We start from the raw sequence: 13,889 nt of genomic DNA on the forward strand, positions 1-13,889 counted from the left end.
TCATCATGAGCGCAAAATGACATCGTGGAAATTAGATAGCAGTATCTAGATTCGAAGAGACCTCAGACATAAAAAGTCCACCAAACATTTTATACAGAGGGGCTCGGGGAATGCGGATACGCCTATTCTGTATAGGCGTACCCCTTCCTTTCCTTCTCTCTGTATGGGCTTCTGTGGTGGACTGCCTTTGTCTGGAGTTGGAAAACGAAGGTGGTGCGCTTTCTTTTTGTCCACGCCCAAAACGGCAAAAAGAACGATGAGTACAGAAGCAAAGCCTTTCTTGAAATGGGCTGGAGGCAAAGGACAACTTTTATCACAACTTGACGAACATCTGCCTGGTGAATTGCAAGGGCAGGCGTTTACTTATATTGAGCCATTCGTGGGTGGTGGAGCAATGCTATTTCACATGCTTCGCAAGTTTCCCAATATCACCCATGCAGTTATCAACGACATCAATCCGCATCTGGTTACGGCTTATCGCGTCATCAAGCAGCAGCCGGAAGAATTGATACGCCGGCTCTCTGCTTTGGAGCAGGAATACTTCTCGCAGTCTGATGAAGAGGCAAAGAAGGACTATTTCCTTAACGTGAGGAATATCTTCAATGAAACGGTACTGGATGATGTTGAACGCACAAAGTATCTGATGTTCCTGAATCGCACCTGTTTTAATGGTTTGTATCGTGTCAACAGCAAAGGCAAGTTCAACGTGCCCTTTGGTCGCAATTCTCATCCTACAATCTGCAACGTTGATACTATTCTGGCTGACAGTGAGGTATTGAATCGCGCTGATGTGACGATACTGAATGGCGACTTTGAACGGACTGCCGATGAAATGCAAGAAGGACCTGTCTTCTTCTATTTTGACCCTCCATATCGTCCGCTGAATGCCACCTCCAGCTTCAACTCTTATGCCAAAGAGGAGTTCAACGACGATGAGCAGATTCGCCTGCGTGATTTCTGCTCTCACCTCAATGAGCAGCCCAATGTTAGGTGGATGCTCAGCAATTCCGATTGTTCTGCCAAGAATCCTGAGGACACTTTCTTTGAGGACATCTATGCTCCTTTCCACATACATCGCGTCTATGCCTCTCGTGCCATTAATGCGAACCCAGAGAAGCGTGGTAAACTAACCGAACTATTGATCAAGAACTATGAATAAGGATTTTGATTTGTTTATGTCTCAACTTTATGAGACAAATGCGACCCTTGATTTCTATTGTGATTTTGAAAAGATTCAGCAGAATGTAGATGAGATTTCAATAAGTCTGAATACGCTCAATTATCTCATAGGAAAAGAAGACCTTCGGACTGCAGTAAAATTATTATGGGACAGAGACCCTCGAGTTTTTCAGGTATTAGACATTCTAATTGCCACTAGACGAAAAGACGACAAGATGTATCTATTGCCTGATAAAACAGCTCGCCCAATAAAAGATTTATATTTGTCTGTAGAAGGTGTTATGGAATTTTTAGATGGAACAGGCTTAGCACAAGTTTTTAAAAGCAGGGAAATAAAGAATCTTGTTGACTATGTATTTGGTGTAGAGACTGGACTTGATTCTAATGCTAGAAAGAATCGGAGTGGACATGTTATGGAGAATTGGGTGCATGACATTTTTACAAAGAATGGGATTCCTTGCCAAGCTGAAGTTCCATGCAAAAAGATCCCAGACGTTAAAAACGTACTTGGAGAAGATATTAAACGTTTTGACTTTGTGATACGAACCCAAAAACAGACATATTTGATAGAGGTGAACTTTTATTCAGGTGGTGGTTCTAAACCAACTGAGACTGCAAGGTCGTATACCAAATTATCCCCCAATATTAATTCAATCAAAGGTTACAAGTTCGTATGGATTACGGATGGTATAGGATGGCATGGAGTTGGTGCGTTTAAGGAAGCATATGAAAAGATACCATATGTTTATAATCTAACTACTATCAAAGAATTTACAGATTTAGTACGCTCGGAATTGTGATAATACCTTACTATAAATCTCCCAACCACGATTTCAACCTGCTTCATGGCGATACGTTTGAGTTGCTGCCGCAGTTCAACTTCAAGTTCGACATGATATTTGCCGACCCTCCATATTTCCTGTCGAGTGGCGGCATCAGCGTGCAGAACGGCAAGGTGGTTTGTGTGGATAAAGGTGACTGGGACAAAAGTATGTCGCAGGAGGAGATTGATGCCTTTAACATGAAGTGGCTGGCGTTGTGCAGGGAGAAACTGAAGGACAATGGCACCATCTGGATTTCCGGCACATACCACAATATCTTTTCTGTGGCCAACTGTCTGACGAAACTTGGCTACAAGATTCTCAATGTCATCACATGGGCTAAGACTAATCCGCCGCCTAATGTCTCTTGCCGCTACTTCACGTATTCAACGGAGTTTGTTATCTGGGCACGTAAGAAAGCGAAGGTGGCACATTATTATAATTATGAGTTGATGAAGCACATTAATGACAATAGACAGATGACAGATGTGTGGCGCCTACCTGCTATTGCGCCCTGGGAGAAGTCGTGCACGAAGCATCCTACGCAGAAGCCTCTGGGGCTGCTGAGTCGTATCATCATGGCTTCCACAGAGCCTGGTGCATGGATTCTCGACCCGTTTGCAGGCTCGTCAACAACGGGTATTGCAGCAAATCTGCTGGGGCGTCGTTATCTGGGCATAGAAAAGGAAGATGTGTTCGCAGGCATCAGCAGGGCTCGTCGTGAAGAGATTGAGAATCCCAAGACGTTTGCCACTTTCAAGAAAAAGATTCCTGACATCGTCAAGGCCGAATCCCTTCAGCCAGACTGCTTCATTTGTCATGATGAGATAGAAGACAGACTCCCTTTCTTGGACTAGAATATAAAAAAATATTATCCGTATAGTTGGACTATGCGGATTTTTTTATATCTTTGCAGAATATTATTACTAAAGATCTTATTACAAAAGATACGTTAATCCGAGTAACAGAAAGATTATTATAATAGATACTCGACAATGATAGAATATAAATATTTAAATGGGTTGAAGGTCGCTGATGCACAGTATTTCAAGCTTCTAGATACTGCCGTAGAGGATGTCTGGGGGAAGAAAGAATTGGGTAGGAAACCGGAAATTAGAGTGATCGATAACTACGATTATATAGTAAGCCATCCAGATTCAGATGCAACAGATGAAATAGAATTCTATCTTATTTTTCCAACGACTGAACTTTACGTAAATGAGCTCATTTGTTTAGCTGAGATAATAGAATTTAGTGTAGAATTCATGTCTGTTCTTACATCCAAGAACGGTAAACTGATTGTGGCATGGAAGGAAAAGGTGATATATCAAGACCTAGTTGAAAAGAAACACGTAGATACAAGTGAATTGGTAAGTGTTGGAAATAAGTTTATTCAAGAAGTAAAATCGCTAAAGAATAATGGGGAACCAGTAAATCTAAAGGGTATCCGGGAAATACTTAACTGCTTAAAACTCGACTTCGGATGGTACTTGGGTCTAAGATTTGCCGAAATAAAAGATTTTGGCGATAAGTCTTGGTTCTATTGTCATCAAGGTGATGACACTTATTGTGAAGACTATTTGAAGACAGTTAAATCTGGAAATTATATGACCCCTTTTTGGAAGTATTATGATTTTGCCCCAATTTATGATATTTATAAACATATGATAGTGAAATGGTCAGAGATGGGTGTTTGGCAAGCTTATCTCTTGAGTAAGGCGACGGCTTTACTCCCATTTGTGTGGCATGGAGGTTATGGCAGAAAGACCCTTTTGTTCTGTAAGGAAGATAAAGCGAAAATTCCTCCATTATTCAAGCGGATAGATATTCCTGATGTGGAAGATGACCTTAGTCCAAAAGTAAGGATAGAAGGTAATGTAGCCACGGTAAGTTGCTGTTTCTGGAATGACTGGAGAGGTCTTTACAGAGAAACTGAGAAGATAACTTTAAATGATACAAGACTAGAGTTTGACGGAAACTCTAAAATAGATGTATTATTTAAATATGAATGTGGGGTAAGATATTGATAAAGAACATTAGTGACAGGTCTATATCTCGGCTGATATAAGATGACATGCCCCTGGCAACTTGATAATGAAGAAATAATGAAATGTCTTGCATGTTTCCTTAAAAACTCTTATATTTGCAGCATGAAAGTAACTCAGGAAGAACAAGTAATTGAAGTGCTTCGTAATGAAGGTGGTTACGCCACATTACGAAAGCTTAATGGTCTTATTGACTTTTCATCCTGGGCTACAAAGACACCTGAGGCTTCTGTAAGACGAATTGTTCAGAATAGTAAACGTATTTTTAGAATACGACCAGGACTGTGGGCATTAGAGGAAATGCGCAATGATGTATTGAATCAATTAAGTATTAATCCTGAGGATAAGAAAAGTGAGGATTTGTTTACTCATGGATATTATCAAGGATTGCTTGTCGAAATCGGAAAGTATCGTCATCAAAGAACTTATGTACCTGCTCAAGATCAAAACAGAGTTTTTATAGATAAAAAACTCGGAGAGATTACAGATACTACTATATTACCAGATTTTACTCATGAAGAACTAAAGAGAAAAGCTCGTACGATAGATGTAATTTGGTTCAATGAACGAAGCATGCCAACAGATTTCTATGAAGTTGAGCATACCACAGATATAAAGAACTCACTATCCAAGTTCTACGAACTACAAGATTTTAACTCGGGTTTCTATATTGTGGCAGATGTTTGTAGAAAGAACGAGTTTGAAGATAAACTTCATGCATCCATGTTTTCTTCAATAGAGAACCGCGTAAAATTCCTGTCCTATGATCAAGTAGCAGATTTATACCAAGGACTGAAAATCGTAGATAGAAGCCTCTGGTAGGTAATTCAGACAATATTTCAGACTAAAGTCTCGTATGATGAACTTTAAGTCAGAGTATTATAAGTAACCATAATAAAACGAATACGCTATGCGAGAATTTGAATACGAAAACCAGAACGGAACGAAGAAATTCATTATCGTCTTTTTGACTATCTTGGTAGTCATGTTTGTGGCTGTGGGAATAGCAGGTTGGAGTTTTATATCCAAAATGAAGGAGGCTCAAAGTGATAGGAGCAATGTCCCAGCTCAAAGTCAAACTACGTATGTGGAAGATAATAGTGCTGAGGGTGAAGGTGGATTCGTGGTCTCGGAAGAGGAATGGAATGCTCTGCAAAATGAGGTGAAGCAGTTGCGTGAGGAAATAGAGCAACTGAAGAGAAAGAGGGCTGATGGCTGAAGTCTGATGGCTGATGACTGATGTATGATGTATGAGGGAAAATGACACCTGAAATCCCGGAATCGGCTCAAAATTCATACTAAAAATATGATTATTTAGATCAAAATGAGCCGATAATTTAAAAAATATCCGTATCTTTGCGCCGATAAATAACGTAAAAGGTATGGATATCTCTAGAGAAATATTGCAGTTTCTGCACTACCATCCACTATCCTCGCGCGACGAGATAGTTTGTGGAACGGCTTTCGAGTAATTCTGACTATCTGCAGCAGTTGACGGTGAGCCACATAGAAGATATTCACCAGCTGCTGACCAAGGAGCTATCGGTGGACAGGGGCATCCGTCATCGCCGTGTGGGTATTACAGGTACCAACTACCGTCCGCTAGACAATGAGTTTCAGATTCGCGAGGCCATGCACGACACCTGCGACTTGATAAACAGTCGTGATAATGTGTTTGAGAAGGCTCTGCTGGCGCTGGTACTTCTCTCGTATATTCAGGCCTTCTCAGACGGCAACAAGCGTACGGCTCGTATTACCAGTAATGCCATTTTGATAGCCAACGGCTACTGTCCGCTGAGTTTCCGTTCTGTTGACTCCATCGACTACAAGAAGGCAATGCTCATCTTTTACGAGCAGAACAATCTGTATGCCTTCAAGCAGATTTTCATCGACCAGTTCGATTTTGCTGTGAGGGAGTACTTTTGATGGCTGATGGAAGAGGGAAGATGTAAGAGGGCTGAGGGCTGAGGGCTGAAGGAAGAGGCCTGATGTCTGAGGACAAGTGAACGGATACGAAGAATCCCTGACCTGCTCAATTGCAGGTCAGGGATTATTTACTTGCTTGAATGGGCTGTGTTATGACACCTCAATGGCCTTGGTCACTTTCTCCTTCGGTTCGGTCTTCGGCATGGTGATGGTCAGAATGCCGTCCTCCACCTTGGCAGAAATCTTGTCGCGGACCACATCATCAGGCAGTGTGTAGTTCTGCTCGTAGTTCGAGTAGCTGAACTCACGGCGCAGATAGTGGCGGTGACTGTCCTCATGCTTGTGTTCCTGTTTGTTCTCGATGGCGATGGTGAGGTTGCCCTCGTCGTTGATGCCTACGCGGCAATATTCTTTCTTAATGCCTGGAGCTGCAAGTTCCATGGTGTAGGCCTTTTCACTCTCCTTGACATTGACTGCGGGTGCTGTACTGTTGGCACGAGGCATCCAATCATTGTTAAAGAAATCCTCAAATACTGTTGGCATCCAACTGTTCTGAAACATTACTGGTAACATAATTAATACCTCCTAATTATACTTTTAGTTTAACTTATTGTTCTATGATCGCCTCGGCCTGTTTGCTTCGGCTTTCACTAACACTTGTGCAAAGTACGTGCCTGCGAAAATACTGACTGTCGTGCTTGTCATTCTGGCACGGAATTTAAACTCGCTTAAACTATGCTGACAATCCTTTAAACTCAGTTAAACGTTGGTCTGAATAATTGTCAGATAACTTTTTCTGTCTTTTGCATAGTTATATAAAAAATAAAACAGGAAAAAATACGTTGTATTATTGTTATGATACGTCGGATTTTATTTTTCTTCGCTATATTGATGGCCCTGGTGGGCTGTGGGGACAACGACTCGTTTACGACGAGTACGTCGGCCAGGTTGTCGTTTTCGATTGACTCGCTAAAGATGGACACGGTGTTTTCTACCGTGGGGTCGAGAACGTATGATTTCTGGGTGTATAACCGAAATAGTGACGGCGTCAGGTTGCAGAGCGTCAGACTGGCTCAGGGCAACCAGACGGGCTTCCGCGTGAACGTGGACGGGGCGTACCTGGATAATTCGCTGGGCTCGGTGGTGACCGATCTGGAGGTGAGAGAGGGCGACAGCATCCGCGTGTTCGTGGAACTGACGGCACCTGAGAATGGGGCGCTGGAGCCTCAGCTGGTGGAGGATAAGCTGGTGTTCAGGCTGGAGAGCGGCGTGGAGCAGCAGCTGGTGTTGCAGGGACATACCTGGGATGCCGTGGAGATGCGCAACGTGGTGGTGCATCAGGACTCGCTGATAGAGAGCAAGAAACCGATTATCGTGTATGGCGGACTGAAGGTGGACAGTGCGGCGACGCTGACGATACGTAACACGACGTTGTATTTCCATGAGGGTCCGGGACTGGAGGTCTATGGACGATTGCTGACGGACAGTGTGGTGATGCGTGGCGACAGGCTGGACCATATGTTTGACTACCTGCCTTACGACCGTGTGAGTGGTCAGTGGGGAATGGATGGCGGCGTGGTGTTCCGCAGTTCGTCAACACGCAACGTGCTCAGGAATACGGAGATACGTAACGCAGGGAAGTATGGCATCTGCTGCGACTCAACAGCCTATACGGAGAACGTGAGGCGCCTGGATATGGACCATTGCATCGTACATAACTGCAAGGGAGCTGGCGTGGTGAGCTATAACGCGAATATCCGGCTGCGCTACTGTCAGTTGTCAAACACGCAGGGCGACTGTCTGGCGGTGTATGGCGGAAAGGCCGACGTCAACAGATGTACGTTTGCGCAGTTCTATCCCTTTGTAGGCGGACGCGGTGCTGCACTACGGTTCAGCAACATACTGCCGCTCTACGGCATGAACTGCGACAGCAGTATTGTGACGGGCTATGACGAGGATGTGGTGATGGGTGTCGTGGTGGACACGCTGAAGACCTACAACTTCCAGTTCTCGAACACGCTGCTTCGCACACCCTACGAGGAAGGCGTGGACACGCTGCTTTTCAGAAATGTGAAATGGGAATCACCCAAAGACTCTATTCAAGGAAAGAAGCACTTCAAACTGATCGATGAGGATAATTTGAAGTACGACTTTCACTTGGATTCTATCTCACCCGTCCAGGGGTGGGGATGCTATTAAAACTCCGTAAACGACAGCGGCATCAGGTTCTTGATACCATCCATCACGTAGATACGGTTCTTGCCGTAGAGCAGGATGCGCATGGGCTTGGAGAAACGGGTCTCGGTCTCGATGATGACCTGACGACAGGTGCCACAGGGACTGACAGGCTCGCTGGTGAGTTCGCCTCCGGGCTCGCGGGCAGCAATGGCAATCACCTCGACAGCCTCGTCAGGATACTGGGCTCCGGCAGCAAAGATGGCTGAGCGCTCAGCACAGATGCCTGCGGGGAAGGCGGCATTCTCCTGATTACATCCGGGTATCACAACACCGTTGGACAACTGTATGGCTGCGCCTACGTGGAAGTGGGAATACTTCGCGTAACTGTTGTTCGTAGACTCAATGGCTTTCTGCAGAAGGAACTGCTCGTCGTTGGTGAGCTCCTCCATCTGACATTCCATGATGACGGGTTTTAATTTCAGTTCTTTCATATTTTTAGCTTTAAGTATTGACCGGTTATACTGTTCTTACATTTTGCCACTTCTTCAGGTGTACCTGCGATAACGAGGTTGCCACCCTTGTCGCCACCGTCAGGACCGAGATCTATGACATGGTCGGCCAGTTTGATGACGTCCATGTTGTGCTCGATAATCAGCACGGTATGTCCGCGCGCTATCAGGGCGTCGAGTGACGACATGAGGCGCTTGATATCGTGGAAATGCAGACCCGTGGTGGGCTCGTCGAAGATGAAGAGCGTAGGCTCCTGCTTCTCCTGACCGATGAAATAGGCCAGTTTGACGCGCTGGTTCTCACCACCGGAGAGCGTGCTGGAGTTCTGTCCCAGTTTGATATAGCCCAGACCAACATCCTCCAGGGGCTTCAGACGGTTGACGATGGTCTTCTGTCCGTTGGCCTTGAAGAACTCGATGGCCTCGGTGATGGTCATATTCAGGATGTCGTCGATATTCTTGCCCTCGTATTTCACGTCCAGGATATCGTGCTTGAAACGCTTGCCGTGACAGGCTTCGCACTCCAGCACAAGGTCGGCCATGAACTGCATCTCGACGGTGATAGTGCCGGCACCCTTACACTCGTCGCAGCGTCCGCCATCGGCATTGAACGAGAAATACTGCGGCGTGAAGCCCATCTGTTGCGACAGGGGCTGGTCGGCATAGAGGTCGCGAATGGCATCGTAGGCCTTGACATAGGTGGCGGGATTGGAGCGCGAGGACTTACCGATAGGATTCTGGTCCACGAACTCCACACGACGGATAGCGTCGAGGTCGCCCGCCAGTCCGCTGTATTCGCCAGGGGCATCGCAGACGTCGCCCATATGGCGCTTGAGGGCAGGGTAGAGGATACCCTTGATAAGGCTGGATTTGCCGGAACCCGATACGCCCGTCACCACCGTGAGCACGTTGAGCGGTATCTCTACATTGATGCCGCGCAGGTTGTTCATGCGGGCGCCCTTGATATCGATATGGCGATTCCAGGGGCGGCGGCTCGCCGGCACAGGGATGGTCTCCTCGCCAGAGAGGTACTGGAGGGTGTAGGAGCGGCTAGGGGTACTAGGCTTGCTAGTTTTACTAGTCTCACTAGTAGTACTAGTAGTACTAGGATCCCCAGCATAAACAACCTCTCCTCCCAGTCGTCCTGCGTCAGGACCGATGTCGATGATATAGTCGGCAGCACGGATAATCTCCTCGTCGTGCTCCACCACAACGACGGTATTGCCCAGCGCCTGCAGTTCCTTGAGGACATGAATCAGGCGGTCGGTGTCGCGGGAGTGCAATCCGATGCTGGGTTCGTCAAGGATATAAAGTGAACCAACCAGACTGCTTCCAAGCGATGTGCAGAGGTTGATACGCTGACTCTCACCACCAGAAAGAGAGTTGGACAAACGGTTGAGCGTCAGATAGCCAAGTCCCACATCCAGAAGGAATTGCAGGCGTGAGGTAATCTCCAGCAAGAGGCGCTTGCCCACCTCGGCATCATGCTCAGGGAGTTGCAACTGGGCGAACCAGTCCTTCAGGCGGATAACGGGCATCTGTACGAGATCCGTGATGCTTCGTCCGTTGATTTTCACATACTCAGCCTCTGGCTTCAGACGCGTGCCGTGACAGGTAGGACAGGTGGTCTTTCCACGATAGCGCGCCAGCATCACACGATACTGAATCTTGTACTGATTCTCTTTCACCATCTGGAAGAAAGCGTCAATACAGGGTTTCTCCTTGGCGCCGCGGTCAGAGGGCAGACCGTGCCACAGCCAGTCTTTCTGCTGTTGGGTCAGGTTGTAATAAGGTTCGAAGATAGGGAAGTCGTCGTTGGCCGCATGACGGATGAACCAGTTCTTCCATTCGCCCATCTTCTCGCCGTGCCAGCAAACCACGCAACCATCATAGACCGACAGACCTGTGTCGGGGATGACCAGATGCTCGTCGATACCCATCACCTTGCCAAAGCCCTGGCACTCAGGACAGGCACCTGCGGGTGAGTTGAACGAGAACAGCTGGTCGGTAGGCTCCTCGAACGTGATGCCGTCGGCCTCGAAACGGGTGGAGAAATCATAGCTCAACCCTGAGGGCAGCACCATGAGGCGCATCTCGCCGTGACCCTCGAAGAAGGCTGTCTCGGCAGAGTCAACGAGTCGGCTGATGGTCTCCTTGTTATCAGAAGACGACAGGCGGTCGATGACGAGATATGGCATCTCGGCGGGCTCTGATTCGGGATTGGACTCCAGGTAGTCGTCGATGCGGATAAACTGTTCGCCATCGGGCGTTCCTGGTGACGTCATCCTGCTGTAGCCCTGGAGGATACAGGCCTTGAGCTGTTGCTCCAGAGTACGGCCTTCAGGTACCTTAATAGGTGCCATCACAACGAACTTGGTGCCTTCGGAGAACTCCAGCATCTTCTGCACCACATCTTCCGTGGAATGTTTCTTCACCTCTTCACCGCTGATGGGAGAATAGGTGCGGCCGATGCGGGCAAAGAGCAGGCGCAGGTATTCGTAAATCTCTGTGGACGTGCCTACGGTGCTTCGTGGGTTGCGCGCAATCACCTTCTGTTCGATGGCGATGGCAGGCGGGATACCACGGATGAAGTCGCACTCGGGCTTGTTCATTCGTCCCAGGAACTGACGGGCATAGCTGCTAAGGCTCTCCACATAGCGGCGCTGACCCTCGGCATACAGCGTGTCGAAAGCCAACGATGATTTGCCGGAACCTGATACACCAGATATGACAACAAACTTATTACGAGGGATGCGCACGTCAATATTCTTGAGATTATTGACGCGTGCACCCTTGATTTCTATGTATTCTTGACTCACCTTATTATATTAGATGCGTTTCAAAACGAGCAACAGGTGATCCCATACCATCTCAACGGTGGGGATATACAGGCGCTCATCAGGTGTGTGAACATCACGCAGCGTGGGACCGAACGAGATCATGTCGATATTGGGATAGCGTTCTGAGAAGAGACCGCACTCCAGACCGGCGTGGATACCACGTACAACAGGCTCCCTGCCAAACAGCTCCTTGTAGGTCTCAACGACAGTATCGCGCAACTTGCTCTCAGCTCTCATCTTCCAGGCGGGATAGCCGTCGCTGCTGTGGGCCTCGGCACCAGCCAGTTGGAAGGTAGCTACGATGGTGGCACACATATTGTCGAGATTAGACATCACGTTAGAACGCTGTGAGGAGAGAATTGTTATTTCTGTCTCTGCAGAGTGGATAGCAGCAATGTTTGAAGAAGTCTCTACCATACCGTTTAGTTCGGGATCCTGACAGATAGCGTAGATACCATTGTCCACAGCCTGTAGTGCCCATACGAAATTGCGGGCTACCTGAGCCTCGATAACTGGCTCTGCCTCTGTGCTCTCCATCGACCACACCATCTGGGTATCGGTCACATGGAACTCGTCCTCTACCTGGGCAGAGAAAACGTTCCAGTCGGCCTTCACGTTCTCCTTGACATCATGGGGAACGGCGATGACAAACATACCGTCGCGGGGAATGGCATTGTGGAGCTTGCCGGAATGGAACTGTGCCAGGCGTACGCCCTCGTAGCGGTTCATGGTCTGGAAGAGGAAGCGGCCCAGCAGTTTGATGGCGTTGGCACGCTTCTTGTTGATATCATCACCAGAGTGACCACCCGTCAGACCTTTCAGTTGGGCACGCAGGAAGAATGAACCGGCAGGAGCCTCCTCACGCTTGAAGGTGAACTTGGCCTGCGTGTTGCGACCACCGGCGCATGATACGAACATCTCGCCCTCGTCCTCAGAATCGAGGTTGATGAGGTAGTCGCCGGTCATGAAGCCTGACTTCATGCCCTCGGCACCGCTAAGACCTGTCTCCTCGTCGCGGGTGAACACGCACTCCAGGGGGCCGTGCTCGATATCCTGGGCCTCAAGGATAGCCAGTTCGATAGCGCAACCGATACCGTCGTCGGCACCCAGTGTGGTACCCTTGGCCTTCAGCCAGTCGCCGTCAACATAGGTCTGGATGGCGTCCTTGTCGAAATCGAAGTCAACATCCACCAGCTTGTCGCATACCATATCCATATGGCTCTGCAGAATCACGGTCTTCTTGTTCTCGTATCCCTTGGTGGCTGGTTTGCGGATCAGCACATTACCCGTCTCGTCGACTTTTGTCTCAAGACCATGGCTCTCGCCCCAGTTCTTGAGGTATTCAATCATCTTTTCTTCACGTTTGGAAGGACGGGGAATTTCGTTTATTTTAGCAAACTGTTCAAATACAGAAGCAGGTTTTAGTGTGCTTTTATTCATTTTTAATGTTTTATTGTTTAATGTTTAATATTTAATTATTACCTTTGCAACCGCAAAGTTAGTAAAAATGGTTGAAATAATTGCAATCAGCACGTTAATAATTGCTATCTCGATGGCATTTTTGTGCATTAAACTGGTTTTTCGTAAGAATGGGCGCTTCTCGTCGCAGCATATCCACGATTCAAAGGCCATGCGTCAGCGTGGTATCCACTGTGTGATGGATCAGGATCGTGAACAGCGCAGAAGGAGCAGCCTGGCAGTCAATGAAAGAAATAATTAATAATATCAATAACAACAAATGAAAAAAAACTTTATCCGTGCTTTTGCACTTCTGACCCTCGTTGGTCTTACCTCAGCTTGTAACAACTCTGCCCCTAAGATGGACGAAGAGCCCGAGGCAGTAGCAACAACAACTGGTGAGGGTATGCGTATCGCCTACATTGAAATTGACACTTTGACAGCTCAGTATGAGTTTGCTAAGGAGAAGTCACTCGAATTAGAGAAGAAGGGTACCAATGCCCGTAATACCATCCAGGCCAAGACGGCTCAGTTGGATAAGAATGCACAGGCTTTCCAGCAGAAGCTCCAGAGCAATGGCTTCACATCACGTGAGCAGGCCGAGGCCGCTCAGGCTAACCTGCAGCGCGAGCAGCAGAACATCGTGGCCCTGCAGCAGCGTCTGGAGAACGAGCTGGCCAACGAGCAGCAGAAATTCCTGCAGGCTTTCCAGGACAGTCTCGATAACTTCCTGGCCGACTATAACAAGGACAAGAAGTATGATATGATTGTCAACAAGGCTGCTGTGCTCTATGCTGACAAGCGCTTCGATATCACTACTGATGTGGTGAACGGCATGAACCGTCGCTACAAGAAGATGACTGCTTCTGACTCTACGAAGACGAAGTAAGTCATTTATATCACCCCCAGAGTATATCCATTATAAACGTCTTT

Annotated in this window: 13 protein-coding genes and 1 pseudogene; 10 read left to right on the plus strand and 4 right to left on the minus strand. The window is 47.4% G+C overall.

Annotated elements, in window-relative coordinates:
• The first annotated feature begins 256 nt into the window (after positions 1-256).
• From L6468_RS07200 to L6468_RS07230, 7 genes and pseudogenes are all read left to right on the plus strand, one after another.
• Positions 257-1,159 carry a DNA adenine methylase gene (locus tag L6468_RS07200; RefSeq protein WP_237792767.1) on the plus strand — a complete coding sequence of 301 codons (903 nt, stop codon included), beginning with the start codon at positions 257-259 and terminating at the stop codon, positions 1,157-1,159.
• Positions 1,152-1,979, plus strand: coding sequence for a type II restriction endonuclease (locus L6468_RS07205; protein WP_237792768.1), 828 nt, complete (start codon positions 1,152-1,154; stop codon positions 1,977-1,979). Before L6468_RS07200 ends, L6468_RS07205 begins: the two co-directional genes overlap by 8 nt.
• Positions 1,976-2,857, plus strand: coding sequence for a DNA-methyltransferase (locus tag L6468_RS07210; protein WP_237792769.1), 882 nt, complete (start codon positions 1,976-1,978; stop codon positions 2,855-2,857). Before L6468_RS07205 ends, L6468_RS07210 begins: the two co-directional genes overlap by 4 nt.
• 138 nt (positions 2,858-2,995) lie before the next feature.
• Positions 2,996-4,027 (plus strand): hypothetical protein, encoded by a 1,032-nt coding sequence (locus L6468_RS07215; RefSeq protein ID WP_237792770.1) that lies wholly within the window; start codon positions 2,996-2,998, stop codon positions 4,025-4,027.
• A gap of 123 nt (positions 4,028-4,150) precedes the next feature.
• Positions 4,151-4,867: a hypothetical protein gene (locus L6468_RS07220; RefSeq protein ID WP_237792771.1), complete on the plus strand. Its 717-nt coding sequence runs from the start codon at positions 4,151-4,153 to the stop codon at positions 4,865-4,867.
• Positions 4,868-4,955: 88 nt separating this feature from the next.
• Entirely contained in the window at positions 4,956-5,264 is a 309-nt protein-coding gene (locus L6468_RS07225; RefSeq protein ID WP_237792772.1) for a hypothetical protein, read from the plus strand.
• Positions 5,265-5,515: 251 nt separating this feature from the next.
• Positions 5,516-5,971: pseudogene (locus L6468_RS07230) on the plus strand (Fic family protein); the annotation flags it as partial.
• A 150-nt stretch (positions 5,972-6,121) separates the two neighbouring features.
• On the opposite strand, the gene L6468_RS07235 reads toward L6468_RS07230, so the two are convergent.
• Entirely contained in the window at positions 6,122-6,544 is a 423-nt protein-coding gene (locus L6468_RS07235) for an Hsp20/alpha crystallin family protein (protein WP_176944353.1), read from the minus strand.
• Positions 6,545-6,826: 282 nt separating this feature from the next.
• Here L6468_RS07235 and L6468_RS07240 point away from each other — a divergent pair, with 282 nt between their 5' ends.
• On the plus strand, positions 6,827-8,170 hold the full coding sequence (locus tag L6468_RS07240) for a right-handed parallel beta-helix repeat-containing protein (protein WP_237792774.1): 1,344 nt from the start codon (positions 6,827-6,829) through the stop codon (positions 8,168-8,170).
• On the opposite strand, the gene L6468_RS07245 is transcribed toward L6468_RS07240, so the two are convergent.
• Genes L6468_RS07245 through L6468_RS07255 form a run of 3 tightly spaced genes read right to left on the minus strand, consistent with a single transcriptional unit; the run spans position 8,167 to position 12,938 of the window.
• A complete protein-coding gene (locus L6468_RS07245) occupies positions 8,167-8,640 on the minus strand; it encodes a cytidine deaminase (protein WP_091818702.1) in 474 nt (157 codons plus the stop codon). The two genes, L6468_RS07240 and L6468_RS07245, sit on opposite strands and share 4 nt — an antisense overlap.
• Positions 8,637-11,477 (minus strand): excinuclease ABC subunit UvrA, encoded by a 2,841-nt coding sequence (gene uvrA / locus L6468_RS07250; RefSeq protein ID WP_237792775.1) that lies wholly within the window; start codon positions 11,475-11,477, stop codon positions 8,637-8,639. Before uvrA ends, L6468_RS07245 begins: the two co-directional genes overlap by 4 nt.
• A gap of 9 nt (positions 11,478-11,486) precedes the next feature.
• Positions 11,487-12,938 (minus strand): aminoacyl-histidine dipeptidase, encoded by a 1,452-nt coding sequence (locus tag L6468_RS07255; protein WP_237792776.1) that lies wholly within the window; start codon positions 12,936-12,938, stop codon positions 11,487-11,489.
• A 112-nt stretch (positions 12,939-13,050) separates the two neighbouring features.
• Here L6468_RS07255 and L6468_RS07260 point away from each other — a divergent pair, with 112 nt between their 5' ends.
• Positions 13,051-13,218: a hypothetical protein gene (locus L6468_RS07260; RefSeq protein ID WP_371836509.1), complete on the plus strand. Its 168-nt coding sequence runs from the start codon at positions 13,051-13,053 to the stop codon at positions 13,216-13,218.
• An 18-nt stretch (positions 13,219-13,236) separates the two neighbouring features.
• Positions 13,237-13,845, plus strand: a complete 609-nt coding sequence (locus tag L6468_RS07265) for an OmpH/Skp family outer membrane protein (protein WP_091854923.1) — start codon at positions 13,237-13,239, stop codon at positions 13,843-13,845.
• The last annotated feature ends 44 nt before the right edge of the window (positions 13,846-13,889 follow it).

It is taken from the genome of Prevotella communis, assembly GCF_022024115.1.
Lineage (GTDB): Bacteria > Bacteroidota > Bacteroidia > Bacteroidales > Bacteroidaceae > Prevotella > Prevotella communis.

Excerpts from the sequence above, each read along its gene's own strand:
- L6468_RS07200 (WP_237792767.1), top strand. The coding sequence starts at position 257 with ATGAGTACAGAAGCAAAGCCTTTCTTGAAATGGGCTGGAGGCAAAGGA.
- L6468_RS07205 (WP_237792768.1), top strand. The coding sequence starts at position 1,152 with ATGAATAAGGATTTTGATTTGTTTATGTCTCAACTTTATGAGACAAAT.
- L6468_RS07215 (WP_237792770.1), top strand. The coding sequence starts at position 2,996 with ATGATAGAATATAAATATTTAAATGGGTTGAAGGTCGCTGATGCACAG.
- L6468_RS07220 (WP_237792771.1), top strand. The coding sequence starts at position 4,151 with ATGAAAGTAACTCAGGAAGAACAAGTAATTGAAGTGCTTCGTAATGAA.
- L6468_RS07225 (WP_237792772.1), top strand. The coding sequence starts at position 4,956 with ATGCGAGAATTTGAATACGAAAACCAGAACGGAACGAAGAAATTCATT.
- L6468_RS07235 (WP_176944353.1), bottom strand. The coding sequence starts at position 6,544 with ATGTTACCAGTAATGTTTCAGAACAGTTGGATGCCAACAGTATTTGAG.
- L6468_RS07240 (WP_237792774.1), top strand. The coding sequence starts at position 6,827 with ATGATACGTCGGATTTTATTTTTCTTCGCTATATTGATGGCCCTGGTG.
- L6468_RS07245 (WP_091818702.1), bottom strand. The coding sequence starts at position 8,640 with ATGAAAGAACTGAAATTAAAACCCGTCATCATGGAATGTCAGATGGAG.
- L6468_RS07255 (WP_237792776.1), bottom strand. The coding sequence starts at position 12,938 with ATGAATAAAAGCACACTAAAACCTGCTTCTGTATTTGAACAGTTTGCT.
- L6468_RS07260 (WP_371836509.1), top strand. The coding sequence starts at position 13,051 with ATGGCATTTTTGTGCATTAAACTGGTTTTTCGTAAGAATGGGCGCTTC.
- L6468_RS07265 (WP_091854923.1), top strand. The coding sequence starts at position 13,237 with ATGAAAAAAAACTTTATCCGTGCTTTTGCACTTCTGACCCTCGTTGGT.